This window comes from Nocardia sp. CDC159 (assembly GCF_023740735.1).
Classification (GTDB): Bacteria; Actinomycetota; Actinomycetes; order Mycobacteriales; family Mycobacteriaceae; genus Nocardia; species Nocardia pulmonis.
In genome coordinates this window covers 721,231-739,312 of sequence record NZ_JAMRXH010000001.1, presented here as the reverse complement: position 1 = coordinate 739,312, position 18,082 = coordinate 721,231, and the positions used below count along the sequence as shown (strand labels likewise).

23 protein-coding genes are annotated in these 18,082 nt (G+C 68.2%); 12 read left to right on the top strand and 11 right to left on the bottom strand.

Features of this window, described 5'->3' with window-relative positions; translation table 11 throughout:
- Window positions 1-170 precede the first annotated feature (170 nt).
- Complete coding sequence (locus NDR87_RS03595) at window positions 171-437, top strand: hypothetical protein (RefSeq protein ID WP_251908783.1); 267 nt, start codon at window positions 171-173, stop codon at window positions 435-437.
- Between the two features lie 2 nt (window positions 438-439).
- On the opposite strand, the gene NDR87_RS03590 is transcribed toward NDR87_RS03595, so the two are convergent.
- Window positions 440-1,063 (bottom strand): MspA family porin, encoded by a 624-nt coding sequence (locus NDR87_RS03590; protein WP_251908784.1) that lies wholly within the window; start codon window positions 1,061-1,063, stop codon window positions 440-442.
- 269 nt (window positions 1,064-1,332) lie between these two features.
- Here NDR87_RS03590 and NDR87_RS03585 point away from each other — a divergent pair, with 269 nt between their 5' ends.
- On the top strand, window positions 1,333-1,722 hold the full coding sequence (locus NDR87_RS03585) for a hypothetical protein (protein WP_251908785.1): 390 nt from the start codon (window positions 1,333-1,335) through the stop codon (window positions 1,720-1,722).
- A gap of 25 nt (window positions 1,723-1,747) precedes the next feature.
- Here the strand turns inward: NDR87_RS03585 and NDR87_RS03580 are convergent, their stop codons facing one another.
- Both NDR87_RS03580 and NDR87_RS03575 read right to left on the bottom strand, forming a co-directional pair.
- Window positions 1,748-2,353, bottom strand: coding sequence for a DJ-1/PfpI family protein (locus NDR87_RS03580; protein WP_251908786.1), 606 nt, complete (start codon window positions 2,351-2,353; stop codon window positions 1,748-1,750).
- Window positions 2,354-2,465: 112 nt separating this feature from the next.
- Window positions 2,466-3,209: a type 1 glutamine amidotransferase domain-containing protein gene (locus NDR87_RS03575; protein ID WP_372494063.1), complete on the bottom strand. Its 744-nt coding sequence runs from the start codon at window positions 3,207-3,209 to the stop codon at window positions 2,466-2,468.
- A gap of 241 nt (window positions 3,210-3,450) precedes the next feature.
- Here NDR87_RS03575 and NDR87_RS03570 point away from each other — a divergent pair, with 241 nt between their 5' ends.
- The gene (locus NDR87_RS03570) at window positions 3,451-4,116 is read left to right on the top strand and encodes a TetR/AcrR family transcriptional regulator (protein WP_251908788.1); all 666 of its coding nucleotides are present in this window, start codon (window positions 3,451-3,453) and stop codon (window positions 4,114-4,116) included.
- Between the two features lie 107 nt (window positions 4,117-4,223).
- Window positions 4,224-5,195 carry an enoyl-CoA hydratase/isomerase family protein gene (locus tag NDR87_RS03565; protein WP_251908789.1) on the top strand — a complete coding sequence of 324 codons (972 nt, stop codon included), beginning with the start codon at window positions 4,224-4,226 and terminating at the stop codon, window positions 5,193-5,195.
- Between the two features lie 219 nt (window positions 5,196-5,414).
- On the opposite strand, the gene NDR87_RS03560 is transcribed toward NDR87_RS03565, so the two are convergent.
- Entirely contained in the window at window positions 5,415-5,888 is a 474-nt protein-coding gene (locus tag NDR87_RS03560; protein ID WP_251908790.1) for an ester cyclase, read from the bottom strand.
- 89 nt (window positions 5,889-5,977) lie between these two features.
- On the opposite strand from NDR87_RS03560, the gene NDR87_RS03555 reads away from it, so the two are divergent.
- From NDR87_RS03555 to NDR87_RS03525, 7 genes are all read left to right on the top strand, one after another.
- The gene (locus NDR87_RS03555) at window positions 5,978-6,334 is read left to right on the top strand and encodes a helix-turn-helix domain-containing protein (protein WP_251908791.1); all 357 of its coding nucleotides are present in this window, start codon (window positions 5,978-5,980) and stop codon (window positions 6,332-6,334) included.
- Window positions 6,335-6,351: 17 nt separating this feature from the next.
- On the top strand, window positions 6,352-6,516 hold the full coding sequence (locus NDR87_RS03550; RefSeq protein ID WP_251908792.1) for a hypothetical protein: 165 nt from the start codon (window positions 6,352-6,354) through the stop codon (window positions 6,514-6,516).
- Between the two features lie 96 nt (window positions 6,517-6,612).
- The gene (locus NDR87_RS03545; RefSeq protein ID WP_251908793.1) at window positions 6,613-7,773 is read left to right on the top strand and encodes an alpha-hydroxy-acid oxidizing protein; all 1,161 of its coding nucleotides are present in this window, start codon (window positions 6,613-6,615) and stop codon (window positions 7,771-7,773) included.
- Window positions 7,774-8,118: 345 nt separating this feature from the next.
- Window positions 8,119-8,904, top strand: coding sequence for a hypothetical protein (locus NDR87_RS03540; protein ID WP_251908794.1), 786 nt, complete (start codon window positions 8,119-8,121; stop codon window positions 8,902-8,904).
- A gap of 37 nt (window positions 8,905-8,941) precedes the next feature.
- Window positions 8,942-9,700 (top strand): lytic transglycosylase domain-containing protein, encoded by a 759-nt coding sequence (locus NDR87_RS03535; protein WP_251908795.1) that lies wholly within the window; start codon window positions 8,942-8,944, stop codon window positions 9,698-9,700.
- Window positions 9,701-9,800: 100 nt separating this feature from the next.
- Complete coding sequence (locus NDR87_RS03530; RefSeq protein ID WP_251908796.1) at window positions 9,801-10,193, top strand: hypothetical protein; 393 nt, start codon at window positions 9,801-9,803, stop codon at window positions 10,191-10,193.
- Window positions 10,190-10,615 (top strand): MerR family transcriptional regulator, encoded by a 426-nt coding sequence (locus tag NDR87_RS03525; RefSeq protein WP_251908797.1) that lies wholly within the window; start codon window positions 10,190-10,192, stop codon window positions 10,613-10,615. The genes NDR87_RS03530 and NDR87_RS03525 overlap by 4 nt, the downstream gene beginning before the upstream one ends.
- A gap of 132 nt (window positions 10,616-10,747) precedes the next feature.
- Here NDR87_RS03525 and NDR87_RS03520 read toward each other — a convergent pair whose 3' ends face one another.
- Both NDR87_RS03520 and NDR87_RS03515 read right to left on the bottom strand, forming a co-directional pair.
- Complete coding sequence (locus NDR87_RS03520) at window positions 10,748-11,728, bottom strand: alpha/beta hydrolase (RefSeq protein WP_251908798.1); 981 nt, start codon at window positions 11,726-11,728, stop codon at window positions 10,748-10,750.
- Window positions 11,729-11,881: 153 nt separating this feature from the next.
- Window positions 11,882-12,826 (bottom strand): alpha/beta hydrolase, encoded by a 945-nt coding sequence (locus tag NDR87_RS03515; RefSeq protein WP_251908799.1) that lies wholly within the window; start codon window positions 12,824-12,826, stop codon window positions 11,882-11,884.
- 189 nt (window positions 12,827-13,015) lie between these two features.
- On the opposite strand from NDR87_RS03515, the gene NDR87_RS03510 reads away from it, so the two are divergent.
- Window positions 13,016-13,831 carry a CoA ester lyase gene (locus NDR87_RS03510; protein ID WP_251908800.1) on the top strand — a complete coding sequence of 272 codons (816 nt, stop codon included), beginning with the start codon at window positions 13,016-13,018 and terminating at the stop codon, window positions 13,829-13,831.
- A 3-nt stretch (window positions 13,832-13,834) separates the two neighbouring features.
- On the opposite strand, the gene NDR87_RS03505 is transcribed toward NDR87_RS03510, so the two are convergent.
- From NDR87_RS03505 to NDR87_RS03485, 5 genes are read right to left on the bottom strand one after another with little or no spacing between them, the layout of a single operon-like run.
- Complete coding sequence (locus tag NDR87_RS03505; protein ID WP_251908801.1) at window positions 13,835-14,578, bottom strand: arylmalonate decarboxylase; 744 nt, start codon at window positions 14,576-14,578, stop codon at window positions 13,835-13,837.
- Window positions 14,571-15,356: an SDR family oxidoreductase gene (locus NDR87_RS03500; RefSeq protein WP_251908802.1), complete on the bottom strand. Its 786-nt coding sequence runs from the start codon at window positions 15,354-15,356 to the stop codon at window positions 14,571-14,573. Before NDR87_RS03500 ends, NDR87_RS03505 begins: the two co-directional genes overlap by 8 nt.
- Entirely contained in the window at window positions 15,353-16,270 is a 918-nt protein-coding gene (locus NDR87_RS03495; protein ID WP_251908803.1) for a hypothetical protein, read from the bottom strand. Before NDR87_RS03495 ends, NDR87_RS03500 begins: the two co-directional genes overlap by 4 nt.
- Window positions 16,267-16,956: a hypothetical protein gene (locus NDR87_RS03490; RefSeq protein ID WP_251908804.1), complete on the bottom strand. Its 690-nt coding sequence runs from the start codon at window positions 16,954-16,956 to the stop codon at window positions 16,267-16,269. The genes NDR87_RS03495 and NDR87_RS03490 overlap by 4 nt, the downstream gene beginning before the upstream one ends.
- Entirely contained in the window at window positions 16,953-18,074 is a 1,122-nt protein-coding gene (locus tag NDR87_RS03485; protein WP_251908805.1) for an aromatic ring-hydroxylating dioxygenase subunit alpha, read from the bottom strand. Before NDR87_RS03485 ends, NDR87_RS03490 begins: the two co-directional genes overlap by 4 nt.
- Between the last annotated feature and the right edge of the window lie 8 nt (window positions 18,075-18,082).

The window sequence follows — 18,082 nt, the reverse complement described above, 5'->3', positions numbered from 1 at the left end:
CACCATTGCTGTAGCTGGAGCGTAGCTGCGATGTCATGGATTTCGGTCCGGGCGGAGTCGACCGGTTATCCGCGCGCGGATTCTTGTTACGGGATTTTGACCAGTATCTCGCGTGCTGTTCACCCGACGCGCTTCGGTGACCGAGTTCGGGTCTACGAGAGTAGGCTCTGTTGTCGCAGGCCGAGAGTTTGCTGAAGGAGGCGATCTTCATGCGAAGAAAGGGTCTTGTCGGAATTCTCGCTGCTCTGATCATCGGTGGCTGGGGTGTCACGGCGAGCGGTGCCGTGGGCGATCCGCCGGATATGGATGTGTGCCCGAACCCGGCCCTGCCCACGGGCGATCCGTACTGCCCACCGCCCGAGGACGAGCACTCGGATGTCTTTCCCAGCGACGGCGTGCCCGATCATCCGCCCGCGTACGATCCTCCGTTCCCGTGACGTCAGAAGGTGAACTGGTCGCCGTAGGCGGCGGTCTGGACGGTGCCGGTGGCCGTGGTCACCGAGGCACTGACGAACGGCACGGCGGAGACCGGGGACATGCACTGCCCGACGTCGAGGGCGGCATGGTTGACGGTGACGCTGTACGGAAATTCGGATCGACTGTTCATGGGTGCGGAGGCGAGGGCCATCGGCGCCACCTGTCCCGGTGTCAGGGTGATCGACAGCGATTCCGACACGCCCGCTCCGACGCTGACGCCGGGGGCCGGGGCGATGGCGACCGTCAAGCTCTGGTTGGGTGACAGGCCCACGCTGACACCGCCGCTCGCGCTCACCCCGCAGCCGACGATGAATCCGGCCGTGACGATTCCCTCCTGAATCGGAGCACCGGAAACGGTGACCGAATAGCGGCCACCGACATCGGCCCCGTGCGCGAACGGAACGCCGCTGGGCAGGCGGTTGCCCGCCGGTGCCCAGAAGATCTCGTCGACCGAGGCGATCAGGTCGACCCCGGCCCCCGTCACCGAGGCGTCGGCGGCGTACGCCGGGCCCGCCGTATTCGGCAGCGGCGCCCCGCCGCCGACGGCCCAGCATGCGCACAGTCCTATTGCCGCCCACCGTCGCACAGTGCATTCTCCTGAGTAGATTCCACTCACCTGGTTCGTGACGCCCGCGCCTTGGATCGCAGGGTCCGATGCTACAACCGGACGCGGCGAAAGTGATTGAAGACGCCCGGGACTCGATCCCGCATGTCGTCATCCGCGGGCGGGGTAACAGCCGGTGAGTCGGGCTGTCGGACTACGCTTGCCGGACGGGTAGGCAGGAGTGGGGCAAAGGCGGGTGCGAATGCGGGCCTCGATTACGGTCTTCTTCGGTGCGCCGACGAAGCTGATGCTTGCGGTATCGGGATTTGTACGGTCCCAAGCCTTTTCCGGACGCGACGCTGCTGTTCTATGACAACGGGCTGTACGCGATCCTGTCCGAAGGTGAAAACCATTACGGCACCTACGTCATCGGCCGCGGCGACTTCGGTCACGACGAGTTCGAGATCGACTTCATCTCCTTGCCGTCGGCCGATTGGAACGGCAGGGCGGTGCGACACGAACTGCGATTCGACTGTCGCACAGTAAGTTTCGTCCAGCAGCTGACCAATCCCGACGATCCGAACGTCGCGCCGCAACGGGGGACGTTCACGATCACCGCCAACCCGGTCGCGGACCCGACCACCCTGACCTGGGAGCACGCGCGACAGCTCGGGGTCACCCCCGAAGCCGACCGAGGCTGACGGCGACGTGCACGGCTTCGGGCGCTCAGCGGACGCCCGGCTCGTCGGCCTGGTACGGCGGGGCGGGCTCGTACTGCATGTAGCGCATCACCTCGCGGGCGTGGTCGCGGCCGTGTAGCTGCCCCACCAGCCACAGCGCCATATCGATGCCCGCCGAAACCCCTTGGCTGGTAGCGAGATTCCCCTCGATGACATACCGGGCGTCCGAGACCAGCGTGACATCGCCCCTGGCGCGCACGGACTCCTCGAACATGTGATGCGTGGCGACGCGATGGCCGCGGGCCGGACCCGCCTCGCACAGCAGCTGCACGCCGGTGCAGACGCTGGTGATCCACTCGGCCGCCGCAGCGGTCCTGGCGATCCACTCCAGGGTCGCGGAGTTGCCGAGCTCTCGCTTGACGCCTTTGCCGCCCGGCACCAGCAGCACGTCCAGCGGCGGGTGGTCGTCGAGGGTGTGATCGGGTAGCACCCGCATGCCGCGGACGCAGCGCACCGGATCGGATCGCTCGGCGATCAGCACGGCGCTGTCGGCCCCGTCGCGCACCGCCGCCGACGAGGTGAACACCTCCCACGGGCCGACGAAGTCGAGCTCCTCGACATCGTCGAAGATCAGCAGACCGTACCGTGTCACGCCCTGCTCCTTTCGCACGACCCACGTCCACGACCACGGCTCCGGGACGAGCATAGGCCAGCGGCGCGAAGTGAACCCTTCCGCCGCCCGGGCCGTGCCGCCGGCCCGCGGATCAGGCGGTGAGCATCGCCTCGAAGTGTTGAGCGAACAGGTATGCGTCGCCGGGCCATCGGGCGGACAGATAGTTGCGGTCCCGGACGATGAAGGCTCCGGTGTGGTCGGTGGCGGTGCCGTGCCGGGTCAGGACGGGTTTGCCGCGGACGAATTGGCTGTCGTCGGCGAGGGCGGTGCGGACCTCGTCTTCGACGTACGCGGGGTAGGTGCGGTAGTAGCGGCCGCGCCGCCAGGCGGTGAGGAAATAGCCGGTTCGTTCGAGGTATTTCGGGAGACAGGTTGTCTTGCGGTCGTGCAGGACGCTGTGGCCGGTGCCGGGGTCGATGGCGCGGGCCAGCAGGACCACGCCGTGGCAGATCGCGCCGACGGGGCGGTGCAGTTGCCAGAAGGCGGCGATCCTCTGTTGCAGGACAGTGGATTCGAGGTATTGGCGAACACCGGAGGCGTGTCCGCCGGGCAGGAGGAGTCCGTCGTATTCGATGGGATCGATGTCCTCCCACGCGATGGTGTCGGCGAACTCGCTACTGAGTTGCAGGCGGCGATAGAGTTTTTTGGCCTCGGGTTTCGCGCCGAGTCGGCCGAAGAGTACGCCGGTCAACAGCAGGGGATCGGCGGCGGGCCACGTCCCGCGGTGTTCGGTCGCGAATACGACCCGGTGTCCGGCGGTGGTCAGGATGTGCCAGGGGACCGCGACCTCGGTGACGTCGAAATCGGTATCCGGTAGGGGGAGTAGGACCTTCACGATCATTCCTTCCTGGCGGAGGTGAGCCCACGCCATAAGGGTTAATTGCCAGGCATTTGCTGGAGTATGACCCGTGTCACTTTACGTTCCGGCGATGCCGCTGAGCTGCGTGGATGACTTCTCCGCGTGGATTCGCCGCGGATTGCGCGCGGCGAATATTTACGGGCGCGGCTCTTGTTCGTGAGACGATGAGTGCCGATTTGTTTCGAGCGTATGCCGAGCGCTGACAGGGGGAGAGCCCGTGACCGAGGCCGTGGTGAATGCGCTGACCGCTCTGGTCGCGCCCGATGCCGAATTGGTTCGCCACCTCGGGGACGGCGATGAGGTCACGGCCCGGATCGTGGCCGCCGCCTACGAGCAGATGGCGGTGGTGGGGTGGCGGCGCTGCACGATGGACGACGTGGCCCGGCGCGCCCGGCTGGGCCGCGCGACGGTGTATCGGAAGTTTCCAACGCGGCAGGCACTGCTGGACGCGGTCGTGCTGGCGGAGGTGCGCAAGTATCTGGCCGACAGCACCGCCGCGGTGTCGGCGCAACCGACCGTCGCCGACCGGATCGCCGAAAGCGCCGCCCACACCATGGAATTCCTGCGGGGGCATCGGGTGCTGCGCAGGCTGCTGGAAACCGAACCCGAATCCGTGCTCCCCGCCCTGACCACCCACTCCGGCCCGCTGCTGGATCTGGTGCGCGAATTCTGCGTGGCGGTGTGGCGGCGCGAATTGGCCGGGGACACACCGATATCCGAAGAGCGCGAGCAGCATCTGCGCACGGTCGCCGAGCTGCACATTCGAATCACGCTGTCGTTCATCCTCGGCGAGCACACGTCGATCCCGCTCGACACCGCCGAACAGGCGCGCGAATTCGCCCGGACCTATCTGGCCCCGATGCTTCTCGACGGCCGCTGGTGAGCTACCCATAACCGTGACGCTTGTTCACCTGCATTACCGGATGCTACCTTCATCTCGAGACACGGATACGAAATCTGTCTCACCTGTCCTGAACGGGAGGTCAGCCGATGGCACTGCTCGACATCCACCGTGACGGCGCGGTCGTCACCGCCGCGATGAACAATCCGCCCTTCAACTTCCTCACCAGCGCACTCGTCGACGAACTCGACGCTTTGCTCGATGAGGCCGAGGCCGATCCGGCGATTCGCGCCGTCGTGCTGACCAGCGCGGTGCCCGGGGCATTCGTCAGTCACTACGACGTCGCGGAAATCCTCGAGGGCGCGCGGCGCGTCGGCGTCACCGTCGGCCCGATGCTCACCCGCTGGGGGGCGAGCCTGGTTCGTGCGGTGAACCGGGGCCGGGCGATGCGGCGGTTGCTCGAGCGGACCCCGGCCGCCGGCATCGTCACCCTGCTGCGTTTCCACAGATTGACCGAGCGGATGCGAGATTCCGACCTGGTATGTGTGGCCGCGATCGGCGGCATGGCCCTCGGCGGCGGCTGTGAACTCGCGCTGGCCTGCGATATCCGCCTGATGGCCGAGGGGCCGCACGGGATCGGTCAGCCCGAAGTGCTGCTCGGACTCGTACCCGGCGGGGGCGGCACGCAGCTGCTCACGCGCGCGATCGGCGCCGGGCGCACGGTCGAACTCGCCTTGGAGGGACGTCCGCTGACCCCGGCACAGGCCGCGGCCTGCGGCCTGGTCCACCGGGTCGTGGCCCCCGAGGCGCTGCTCGAAGAGGCGCAGGGGATCGCCGCCCGCCTGGCGACCCGCTCACCGGCCGCCGTCAAGGCCATCAAACACGCGGTATACCGATACGGCAGCCAGTCGATCGGTCGAGGCCTGGAATACGAACGCGCACAACTACTTTCCCTCGCCAGCCGCACCGACACCCAGCACGCGATCACCGCCTACCTCGCCCTGGTCCGCCAACACCTCGAGCAGGGCGGCGGCGTCGAGGACTTCGCCGACAAATACCTGGCCGCCCTCATCGCGGGGACGCCGGTGACCGAATCACTGCGGTCATCGCGAGTGTCGTAGCGAGGTGGAGGTCGAGCTGGGCTCCCATGGTGTGCAGATGTGGTCTTTCGGCCACGGCGCGACGCGGCCGCGGGGTGAATCCATAGCACCAGCCGCAGTAGGCATCGAAGACGTGGATCAGTTGGGCGGTACGGGTTTTCCTGACAGCTCCTGAGATCGTCGGGGGACAGGGCCGGGGGCGGTCGCGCGAGGGACCGCACCCGGCCGGTCGAGTTCGGGTCAGGCGGTGGTGAGCTGCCGGGTCATCTGGAGAAGCTCCTCGACGTGGTAGATCTCGGTGATCCTGCCGCCGACGACGCGGACGATGTCGGTTCCGTTGAACGCCACGGGCTTTCCGGTGGCGCTCACTCCGAATGCGTCGCCGGTGTGGCGGGCGGTCATCTGCCAGTGGTTGATCACCCAGCCGTCGGGCAGCTCGGCCTGGAACAGGATCCGGTGCTCGGTATCGGTGAATCCGTCGCGGACCTCCGCGATGAGATACCGCATGCCCTCGATCGCGCTGGCCGCCCCGGGCACGGGGTTGTGATCGACGAGGTCGACGGCGAAGACCTCGTCGACGCCCGCGACATCGCCGGTGTCGTAGAGCTCGTAGTTGCGGTTGGCGACCCGCAGCGCGGCGGTCGCGGCCGTGCGGGCCATCTCGCGCGAGGTATTGGCCCGCGGGTCGATGTCGACGGTCACGGTATCGGTCATGATCTTCTCCTTCGGATTTGCCGGTAGGGGCGTGACCGCTATAGTTCCCTTTGGGAATCAGTTACTTCAAATGAACTATTGGAGCCGCGGTGAGTGACGTCGACCACGAATTACCGGAGTGCCCGATCGCGCGGTTCCTGACCGTGCTCGATGGCCCGTGGGCCACCCTGATCGTGCGCGAACTGCTGACCGGCCCCAAACGGTTCACCCAGCTGCGCGCCGCGCTGCCGGGCATCAGCCCGAAGACCCTGTCCTCGCGCCTGCAGCGCTTCCAGGAGACCGGCCTGGTGATCCGCACCGCCTACGCGGAGATCCCACCGCGGGTGGAATACGAACTCACTCCCGCCGGTCGTCGCCTGGACGTGGTGCTGGCCACGATGGCCGAATGGGCCGAACGAGACCTGCCCCGCGCCACCGTCGGCACGGCCGCTGGCCCCCTCGGCTGATATCGACTGAGAGTCGCTTGCGCCGCCAAGATCACGGCGGCTTCACGATTCGCGCACACCGGTACGTCGCCCTGTATTCGATGATCCTGCTGGTTTCGCGCTACGCCACCTTCCTCGCCCCCGGCGCCTACAGCGGAGTGGTGAACTGGCGGGATATTCTGTTGCCCAGACTTCTGTTCTAGCCGGTGTTCACCCGGGTTGTGTTCGGCGCTACTTTCGGCTGTTTCGGACTGTGAGGGATCCGCAGCGTTCTCGCGTCATCGATGATGGGAGGGTCCGTGCCTTTCGCCGACTATCAGAATGGGATCTACCTGCAGGCGCTCAGCGGTAATCCGCCCGAGTTTCCGATGGCCTACGCGGAGCTGGAGGCCAAGGCCGTGGCCGCGCTGCCCGCCTCGTTGCAGTCGTTCATCGGTGGCGGTGCGGGTGATGAGTTCACCCAGCGGCGCAATGTCGAGGCATTCGCCGAGTGGGGGCTGGTACCGCGCATGCTGGCGGGGGCGACCCAGCGCGATCTGACGGTGGAGCTGTTCGGGCACACCTACGCAAGCCCGCTGTTCATGGCGCCGGTCGGGGTCATCGGACTGGTGCCCGAGGACCACCACGGGGATATCGCCGTCGCGCGGGCGGCCGCGAAAACCGGTGTGCCAGCGATGTTCTCCACCCTGATGGAGGATCCGCTCGAAGAGGTGATCGCCCACACCGGCGACACCCCTGCCTTCTTCCAGCTCTACACCCCCAAGAATCGGGACGTCGCGGCGAGCCTGGTCGGCCGCGCCGAGCGGGCGGGATATCGGGCCATCGCGGTCACGCTGGACGCCTGGATCACCGGCTGGCGTCCCCGCGATCTGGCCACCGGCAACTTCCCGCAACTGCGCGGGCACGTGCTGAGGAACTACACCAGCGACCCGGTGTTCCGGACCCTGGTCGACTCCGACGACCCGCGCGATGTCGTGCCGGTCTGGGCTCCGATGTTCGGCAATTCCCTGTCCTGGTCCGATCTGGAATGGCTGCGCGCGCTGACCGATCTGCCGCTCGTGCTCAAGGGCATCTGTCATCCCGACGACGCCCGCCGTGCGATCGATCACGGTGTCGACGGCATCTACTGCTCCAATCACGGTGGGCGCCAAGCCAATGGCGGGCTCAGCACCCTCGAATGCCTGCCCGGCATCGTCGAGGCGTGCGACGGCCGGGTACCGGTGCTGTTCGACTCCGGTGTGCGGTCGGGCACCGACCTGATCAAGGCGCTCGGACTCGGCGCGACCATGGTCGGCGTCGGCAGGCCGTATGTGTACGGACTGGCACTGGGCGGCGCATCGGGAGTCGAGCACGTGTTGCGCATGATGCTGGCCGAGGCCGACCTGCTGATGGCCGTCAACGGGTATCCGGATATCGCGTCGGTTCGTGCCAACATGCGGCGGGTGACCGCAGTCTCGTAGCGGGGACCGGCACAAATTGTGTCACCCCCGGTCCGGTCGAGTGGTCGAGCGCTGGCGTCGGTCGGTCGAAAAAGGTTGTCGGGAAAAGGGTTTCGAACTCGTGGGTGGGTGGGAACGGTCCCGCCCCCCGGGTGATGCGGCCGAGGTCGCTGGATGCTTGCTGTTTGGGTGATCGAAGAGTTCACGCCGGCATCGTGGCCGTAGCGCTTGGTTCGCTGTCTGGTCGCTCGGTCTGTTCGGGCCGTGCTGCGGCCCGGTGCGGGGATTTGCGGGCTGGTCGTCCGTCCTGCACAGTCCCCCTCCGGTATCCGCAACGGCTCGATACGGAGAAGAAAGCAACTGCTGGTGGAATCGCTCGACAACACATCCGGCCGCGATCTGCGGCGACACCTTCCCCATGCGGCGGGTACCGCGGTGGTGATCGGTCTTGTCGTGGCCGTCGTGATCGGCGCGGGGGCTACGCGCAGTGATCGGCAGGGTGCGGTCATGGCCACGTCGGGGGAGTACGAATCACCGAGTGCGGCAGGGATATCCACCGATATTCGGGCCGGCGACATCGCCGCGGACCCGGAGATGCCGAGGGACGTGCCGGTGCCTGAGGATGGGATGCCGAGCGGTGGTGGCATCGGCGAACCGATCGCGGCGGTCGAAGATGCGGGGCAGCCGATCGAGGCCGGGGAACCGACCGTCGCGGCCGAGCCCACCGGCGTACCGAACGTTTCCCCGGACGTCCTCGCCGCGCCGGGCGGTCCCAGTTTCTCGTTCAGTATGAGTGCCAGCGCCAGCGCGAGTTTCTCGGTGCAGGCGACCGCTCGACCTGCCGGGGATCCCGTGACCACCACGGTGACGGTGGTTGCCCCGCCGACCGAGACGGTGACCACCACTCGCTCGACGGCCCCGTCTGCCACGAGGACGACGTCGGCACCCGCCTCGACGGCCCCGTCGACCACGAGGACGACGCCGACCACCACATCGATGACGAGCACCTGCGCCGCCCCGACCGGAGCCGCGAAGAAGTCGGTGACGCCGTCGGCGCAGCCGTCGATCGCGCACCCACCGACCGGCACTTCGCGGCAGTCGCCCACCACGACGACCAAGCCGCCCGCGCCGACCACTCGCGCGTGCGCTTGATCGAAGGCTGAAGCTCGCTGCGACAGCGGGATTCGAGATGGCGAGACATGTGTATCACACCGGCGGCTTGGTGCTGCTGGTGCTGATGGCAACCGCGGCATGCGGCGGGGAGACCCCGCGGACCCCCGCGTCCGCCCCACCCGGCGCCGATGGTCCGGTGCCGGTGATCCGGCTGGACAGAGTCGACCACAAGGCCGATCCGCTGGATGAGTGGGCGCGGATCCGGGCGCGCCAGCACGGTATTCCAGCGCGGGCGCTGCGGGCATACGGCTATGCGACGGTGCTGCTGGCGCAGGCGCGACCATCGTGCCATCTGGGCTGGACCACCCTGGCCGGGATCGCGCGAGTGGAAAGCGATCACGGCCGACACGGGGGAGCGACCGTGGCGGCAGACGGTGTGGTGCGGCCATCGATCCGCGGTGTCGCGCTCGACGGCACCGGCGGTAATGCGCTGATCGTCGATGCGAGCGGTCCGGCGGGGCGCACCGGATACGCGCGAGCGATGGGCCCGTTCCAGTTCATCCCGGACACCTGGACACGCTGGGGTGTGCGGGCCGATACGGACGCTCGTACCCTGATCGACCGACTCGCGAGTAGCAATCCCCTTGCCACCAGCGATCTTCCGGGCAGCCCGGACGATATCGACGATGCCGCGTTGAGCGCGGGCCGCTACCTGTGCGCCGCCGGCGGCGACCTGGCCACGGCCCAGGGGTGGCGTCGCGCGGTGCTGGCATACAACCACTCCGACGCCTATGTCGACCGGGTGCGCGCCGCCGCGGTCGGCTACGAGAAATGACGGTGGCGGATTCGGGGTTGCATCCGGTACCCGGGTACAGGCTTAGCCTCGGGTGAGAGCGGCCGTTGCGAGGGCCCTCATGAATAAGGAGGTGCAGGTCATGGCCGAGTCGACCGGTGCGCGGGTCGCCGGGGTCGGTGGCGATCGAGGTGACGAGAATGCGGTGGGGCAGGCGTGGGTGTCGGTGGAGGCGTGCACCCTGCCCACCGAGCAGCAGCCGGTGCGGGTGGCGGAGTTCGACGCGCTGTTCCGCGCGGCGGTGCGGGGGGTGGATCGGGTGTCGGCGACGCGGCTGCGCCTGGATCTGGTTGCCGGGGCCGAGGCGTGGGCGCGGGAGCTGGCGGCGCGGGAGTCGAGCTGCTGCTCGTTCTTCACCTTCGGATTCACCGCTGCGGGAACGGATCTGGTGCACATGGACATCGACGTGCCGCCCGCCCGGACCGAGGTGCTCGACGGGCTGGCCGCCCGTGCGATCGCGGGCGGGCCCGCATGAGCGGGCTGCGGACCGGACAGCTGGCCGCGGCCGCCGGGGTGAACATCCAGACGTTGCGGTACTACGAGCGGCGGGGTCTGCTGGCCGAGCCGGACCGCTCCCTGGGCGGGCATCGCGTCTATCCGGAACGGGCGGTCACCGTGCTGCGACTGATCAAGGCGGCCCAGCGGCTGGGTTTCACCCTCGACGAAATCGCCGACCTGCTCGAGGCCGCCCGGCTCGGCCCCGCACGCCGCCCCCGCGCGGGGTTGCGGGCGCAGGTCCGGGTGAAGCTGGCCGAGATCGACTCCGAACTCACCGCACTCACCGCCAGGCGTGACACGCTGGCCGCGGCCCTGGCGGCGGGCTGTGACGACCTGCTCGCGTGCAGCCGAACGCCTTCCTGCCCGGTGCCTTTCACCACCGATACGACCGGTCGCTAGGGGCGATTCCGGTTCGCGTGCCGCCGTTGCCGTCGCGCCGCCAGATGCTCGCCGACAGCAGGGTGGCGAAGGCGCACCAGGCCCGGGTGCGCGGCGGCCACCGCATGCGGTGGCCGCCGTGATATCGGTCGCCTACGTGCCCGAGGCGAGTGTCTGGATGGTTCCGGCCGTGCGCTGGCTCTCGTAGTAGCCGCCGCCGGGGTAGTAGTCGGCGGTGCGGGTGCCGGTGACGAAGTCCGCGGCCCAGGCGGCGGTCAACCGCTGCAGTGCTGCCACGTTCTTGTCCTGCGGGGTGCCGCAGAGCCGCTTGTCCGGTCCCGTCGCGCTGGATCCCTCGACGTCGACGTGCGAGCCGGTGGTGAGTCGGACACCGAGGAACGGACGTGGTAGTTGCTCGATGACCTCGTTGGTGCCGGAGCCGCTGCGGTTGCAGCTGTAGGGCGGTGCGGAGATCGCGAACACCGGCAGTGTGCTGTTGCTCAGATGGTTCAGCGAGCTGCTGAGGTTGTTACCGACGAAGCTCTTGACCGGGTCGAACAGGATCGCGCCGCGGACCTTCGCGAAGGCGGCGGCGTAGTCGGCGCGCAACACCTGGGTCACGTAGGCAACCGCTTCCCCGCCGGCGGAGTGTCCGGCGAAGACGAAGGCGTTCGGCAGGGCGAGTTCGGGACGCCCCGCCTTGGCCTTGGCGTCGGCGAAGCTGCGACCCAATTTGTCCTTGGGGTCGGCGGCCTTGCCGAACAGATCGGCCACATTGTGCAGGAAGTTGGTGTTGTTGCCGAGGTTCTCCACCGTGCAGCCGAAGGTGTTGGCGGTCGGGAGGGTGGGCGCGAAGACCAGGAAGCCCTGCGCGGCAAGCTTGTTCGCGGTGTCGGTGAGCGCGTCGTTGGCGCTGGCGAAGCCGTGCTGCAGCCAGAACAGGGCCTTGGGCGTGCCGGTGGGGAAGTACCAGTCACTGCTCTGGCGCAGGATGGTGAACGCGCAGCGGATCTCCACCGTGTTCTCCACCTTGGTGACCGCCGAGTCGGCGCTCGCGGGGGAGCCGGTGAACAAAGTGAATGCGGTGATGGCGGCGGCGATGGAACTCGCGGCGGCCAGACGTCGGGTACCCAACGTGACTCCTAGTTTCTCTGTGAGAAACAGTGTTTCATTTCTCACAAACTTCATTAGGAGTCGGAAACGCGTATGAGTCAATACCGGGGCCCAAAGACGGTTGTCGCAGGCTCGTGTCTCGGCACCCGGGCGTGGCGATCTCGCGCGAAATGCTCAGGCGCCGTGCAGAATCTGGACCTCCGGGGCGGCGGGTATCGTGCCCGCGGTGGTCGGATAGTAGTCCGGGGTGGTCGTTCCGGCGAAGAAGTCGCCGATCCAGCCCAGCACCAGCCTGTGCAGGGTGGCTACGTTCGCCGGTCGCGGTGTGCCGCAGAGCGATTCGCCGACCGGATCGGAGCTGTTGCCCTCGGCGTCGGTGTGCGCCCCGTCGGCCAGCCGGACGCCGACGAAGGGCCGGTGCAGATGGCGTTGCAGCGCGTCGGTGCCGGTGCCGAAGGTGTTGCACCACGACGGCGGGCTCGACACCGCCAGGATCGGCAGGCCGGTCGGGTCGAGTGCGGCCAGGGCGCGATCGGTGTTGTCGCCCAGGAACGATCGCACCGGATCGAGCAGCACCAGCCCGCGCAGCCCCGCCCACACCCGTGGTGCGCTGGCCTGCATGCGGTAGGCGACGTATTCCACCGCCTCCGCGCCCGCGGAGTGCCCGACGAACACAAACTGCTCTGGGATCGCGGGGATTTCGCGGTCCGGCCCGAGAGCCGCGGCGAGGCTGGCCCGCAGCGCACCGGCTCGATCGCCGGACAGCAGGGCGGCGACATTGTTCAGGAAGGCGGTGTTGTCGCCCAGGCTCTGCAGCGTGCAGCCGGACAGATTCATGAACGGCAGGCTCGGCACGAACACCAGATGGCCCGCATCCGCGAACGTTTGTGCCAGCTCGGCGACATTGGCGTGGGTGCGAGCGAATCCGTGCTGCAGCCAGATCAGGCCGCGCGCCGGTCCGTCCGGGACGAACCAGTCGACGCTCTGCTGGAGAACGTCGGCGGCGCAGGGTATCTCGATGGCACCCGGCAGGCCGTCGGCGGCGGCCGGGATGGTGGCGGAAAGGGTGAGCGCGGCAGCGGCGGCCAGGGCGGCCAGAACCGAATCCTTCGTGCCCATGGCGACTCCAAGGGGCGGTGCCGTTTCCATGGATGGAATGGCGTTTCTCAACTGATGGGTCTCATTAGTGGGTAAGCCTGCCCGGCTGTCAACCTCGAGATTTGCAGCGGAAATTCGTTCGTGCTGGACAGCAGGGTTGATAGGTCGATAAGTTTCCTTCTGAGAAACAATGTTTCGAGGAGGTGGCTGGTGCGATCGGCGCTGTATGTTCCCGGCAATCGACCCGAGCTGTTCGACAAGGCGCTGGCCGGTCCGGCCGATGTGATCCTGCTCGACCTCGAGGATGCCGTCCCGATGCGGGACAAATCGGCGGCCCGCTCCGAGGTGGCCGCCCGGCTGCGCACCGGCGCCCAGCCGCAACGGATCTGGGTGCGGATCAACTCCGGCGAGCTCGGGCAGGAAGACCTGCGCGCTGTTCTCGCCGCCGGTGCGGCGACGATCTGCCTGGCCAAAACCGAATCCGCGCAACAGGTTCGCGCCGTGGACGCGCTCGTGCACGCGCACGCTCCCCGGCCCGGCGTCGTGCGGGTCTGTCCGCTGCTGGAAAGCGCGGCGGCCGTACTCGCGGCCGGTGAGATCGCGCACGCGCCACGGGTGCGGCGGCTGCAGCTCGGTGAGGCGGATCTGCGCGCCGACACCGGTATCGAGCCCGGACCCGGGGAACCGGAAATGCTCGCCATCCGGACCCACATCGTTTTGGTCAGCGCCGCGGCCGGAATCGAGCCGCCGCTGGCCCCGGTGCGCACCGACTTCGTCGATCTCGAGGCCCTGCGCGCGTCGACTCTCGCCATGGCCCGCTTGGGTTTTCGCGGCCGCGCCTGTATTCACCCCACCCAGGTGCCGATCGTCAACGAGGTGTTCACGCCGACACCCGATCGGCTCGCGGCCGCCCGCGCCCTGGTCGACCGCTTCGAGCGCGCCGACGGCGGCGTCGTGCTCGACGAGCGCGGCCGCATGGTCGACCTCGCCGTCATCCGCGCCGCCCGTCGCCTGCTCGACGGCTGAGCTTCAATGCTCGCGCAGCAGCGCGCCCGCGCCCTCGACCCGGTCGCTGATGCCGTTGTCGCGCAGCGCCATCCACCAGGTGGCGGCGTTGATGGCGAGCACCGGCTTGGCCAGCCAGCGCTCCGCCTCGTCGGCGAGCCGGACCATCGACAGGTTGGTGCCGCACTGCACCAGCGCGTCCACCTGTTCGCCGTCCACCGCGCGCAGGGCCTGGCGCAGTTCGTCTTCGGTGACATGGGCGATGGAAACCGCGGTGGGGCACCGCAATCCCTTGATCGCGGCCACCTCGAAGCCGAGTTCGCCGAAGAACCGCACCACGTTCTCGTCGCCGACCGGTTGATACGGCGTGACCACGCCGATGCGCTTGGCGCCGTACAGCTCCAGCGCGCGGCGGCACGCCTCGGCCCCGGTGGCCACCCGCAACCCGGTCAGGTCCTGGATCTGCCGGACGAATCGCTGATTGCCTTCCACACCACCCCAGAAGGTCTCCGCCGACATGCCCATGACCATGTAATCCGGTTCGCAGGTCATGACCCGCTCGCAGGCGGCGGCGATCTCGGCGCGAATCTGTTCGAGCAGTCGGCCCATGCCCGCGTCGTCGCCCATGTTCTGGTCGCGGATGTGGATGCGACCGAAATGTGCGGTGACCCCCGGCACGCCCATGCGCGCGAAGTCCGGTTCCACCACGGTATTGGTCGAGGGCGCGAGCACCCCGAATTTCGCTCGCCAGCCCAGCACGTCAGGCACCGGGTAACTCCTTGTCGTCGAAGATATGACGCTGACGGAAGGGAGCCAGCGCGAATCGGCTCATGATCTTGGGGCCGGTCAGCCAGCGCACCTGCGCCCCGTTGCGGGTGCGGGCGACCGCGCGCTCGGCGAGCCAGGGCGCGACCGTCTCCACCCGGTCGGCCAGAATGTCGAATATCCTGCGCGCCCTGGCCCATTCGTCGTCGGCGTAGCCGTGAGTGAGCAGATCGGTGGCGACCATGCCGGGGCTGAGCAGTCCGACCGACACCCCGGCGGGTACCTCCTTCGCCAGGGCTCGGGTGAGGTAGGTGACGGCCCGTTTGCTCGCCCCGTACACCGACAGGCCCGCGACGGTGCGCCCGTCGCTGCCCAGACCCTCCATATTCCACACATGTCCGCCGCCGTTCGCGGCCATTCCGGCGATGGCCACCGCGCAGCCGTTGAGCACGCCGACCAAATTGGTGTCGAGCACCGCGCGCGCGTCGCGGTCGGGCAACTGCCACAGCGGCTTCCGGTCATGGCTGATACCGGCGTTGTTGATCCAGATGTCGACCGCCCCGAATCGCTCGACCGCCGCGTTCCAGAACTTCTGCACCTGTTGGCGATCGGTCACGTCGGCCGCCACCACCAGCGCCGTGTCGGGCAGTTCCAGGCGCAGCCGCTCGACGCGCTCGAAGCCGCTGCCGCACAGCGCGACCCGGTGCCCGCGCTCGAGCAGGGCGCGGGCCATGCCCAGTCCGATACCGCGGGTACCGCCGGTGATCGCGACCGTGCTCACGACCGCTCCAGCACGCCGTGCAGCACCGTCGCCAGGCGGTTGTGCTCGAACAGCTGATAGACCACCGCGAGTGTCGAGCCCGCCCCCATACCGGGTTCGGCGTCGATCATGAACTCCCGGCCCAGGATTCGCCGCCCGTCGGTCAGGTGCAGGGTGGGATAGTTGGCCCGGCCGTAGGCGGTGGCGTTGCCCCAGAGTCCGGGACCCTCGTGGAAGCCGCGCGTCCCGTCGCGCCGGACGGTGGCGCGGGTGTCCAGCTCCAGCGCACCGGACAGCCGCACGTGGTGCTCGGCGCTGAGCAGGCTCAGCGGATCGACCGTCAGCGTCATCCGTGCGCTGCCCACGCGACGCTGCGCCGCTTCCCATACCTCCAACTCGCCCGCGTATCGGCTCTCGTCCTTGGTCGGCAGCACGAAGCATGCGGTACCGCACCGGGTTTCGGTGGCGACGCGGTCGTCGACGAGGTTGGGATCACGGGTGTAGACGCCGTTGAACACCCCGATCACGGCCGGTCCCTGGGACAGCACCGAGGAGTACACCTGGGTGTCGTCGATGGTCTGGTTCCAGGTGTTGAGCGAAACCTGCCAGCCGGGGCCGTAATAGTGCGCGTCGACGAATCCGCCGTAGGGCTGACCGGACCCGTAGAAGTCCGGTCCGGTGTAGATCCGATCCGCGTCGGAGTCGGTGACGCCGAAGGCGAACGGCGCGCCGAGGGCGAACCGCCCGGCCAGCGGGCCGCCGCCGGTCAGCCCGCCGTTCATGTAATAGGTGGTGACGCCGTCGGCGAACACCGAGGAGCGGCGGATGTCCTCGAAGCCCAGCCAGGTGCCCTGGGCGTCGAACAGCGACGGGCGACCCACCCATTCCCCGGCGATGCGTTGCTGCCAGGCGCTGGGCGCGGGGGAGGTGGTCATGCCAGCAGCTCCCCTCGCACCCGCTCGGACTGCTCCTGGCCGAGCAGCCGGGTGACCTGCGCCCAGACCGGATCCACCTGGGGACTGAACAGATTCGCCCGATTGACCCGATCGCGGGCGGCCACGTCGACGTCGACCGCGGGAACTCCCTTGTCGACCAGAGTGAGCCAGTGCCGCAGATAGGCGTCGACGGTGCCGCCGAGCTCGCCGAACGCCGCCTCGCTGGCGCGGCAGACGACCATCCACGGCGACATCATGGCGCGCTGCCGGGGCCCGACGGCGGCGGGGGACACGCCCGCGATCTGCCAGGCCGCCTCCAGCAGCGGTGTCAGCGGCAGGAAGGCCGCGTCGAGGTAGTCCAGGTGCACCGCCAGATCCACCCGCGGTATCAGATCCAGATGCATCGCGAAATGCTCGCTCGCATGCACCGAATCGAGGGTGAAATGCGGAATCGCGCTGCCGGAGGGCAGGAATGCGAAGATCATGTGGCTGTCCAGCCCGATCGGCGGCACCACCAGGTCGACGGTCACCACCTTGTCGATCGGCCCGCCGCGCAGCACGCGCAGCCTGCCGACCGGAACCGGTGACATCTGCGACACCAGGGGGATATCGGTGGCGACGTTCAGATTCAATTTGTCGCGCAACGTGTTCAGGGTGCGCTCACACAGCGTGGCGGGCAGGCTCATCGCGGCTCTCCTCCGGTGCGGGCCTTGTGCACCCACGCGCTGGCCAGTTCGGGATTGTCGCGGCGCGCGGGTGAGGCGATGACGGTGGCGGTGCGCCGGGGCACATCGCCGGTGATGATGTCGTCGCCGTCGACCCACCAGCCGTCCTTGATCAGCTGAGCGCGGCGACGGCGATAGGCGACCTGCAGGGCGTCGCTGCGCACGTGCAGTTCGTCGGACAGGTCGAAGGGCAGCAGTTCGGGGCGTTGGGATTCGACCACGGGGCGGTCCTCGAGCAGGATCTTCTCGATCCGTTTGCGGGCGTTGGCATCGGCCCACGCGCCGGTGAAGAAGTTGCGGTAGCCGAGGATCTTGACCAGGGTGCGGTCCTGGGAGAGCGGGATATTGAAGTCGTAGAGGATCATGTCGCCGATCGGCAGCCGTACATGCAATTTGACGATGTTGGGCAGATACCAGCCGTTGGTGACGGTGACGTAGTCCGGGCGGGGCCGCCGCCGGGCCAGCAGACCCCACAGTCCCTTCGGCGGTGGCGGGCTGAGCCGGATATCGGCCTCGGCCGACCAATCCGTCTGCTGGACGCGGAAATCGGGGATCTCCGGCTTGACCGGATTGCCGAAGGAGGTGCCGTGCACGAACGGCGTGTGCGCCGCGTCGACGACATTCTCGAAGGTCCGCTCGTAGTTCGCGTCGATGACCATTTCGTATTGCACGGCCCGGAAACTCGGATCGTCGTGCTGCGGGATCTGTGGAACGGGCGGGCGCTGCTCCTCCGGTAGATCGCCGAGAAAGGCCCACACCATGCCGTAGCGCTCCAGCGTCGGATAGGAGTCGACCCGCGCCTTGCGCGGAATATTGCGTTCGGCCGAATTGGCCGGTATGCGAACGCATTTGCCTTCCGCGTCGTACTGCCAGCCGTGGTACGGGCAGGTGATGCAGTCGCCGGAGAGCCTGCCCATCGACAGCGCGCCACCGCGGTGCACACACAGATCCGACAGGCACACCGGCGCACCCGCCTCGGTGCGGTACAGCACGAAATCCTGGCCCAGGCAGGTGACCTTGCGCGGATCGCGGCCCACTCGGTCGGCGAATTCCAGTGCGTACCAGAAGTTCTTGAGCATCGGATCTC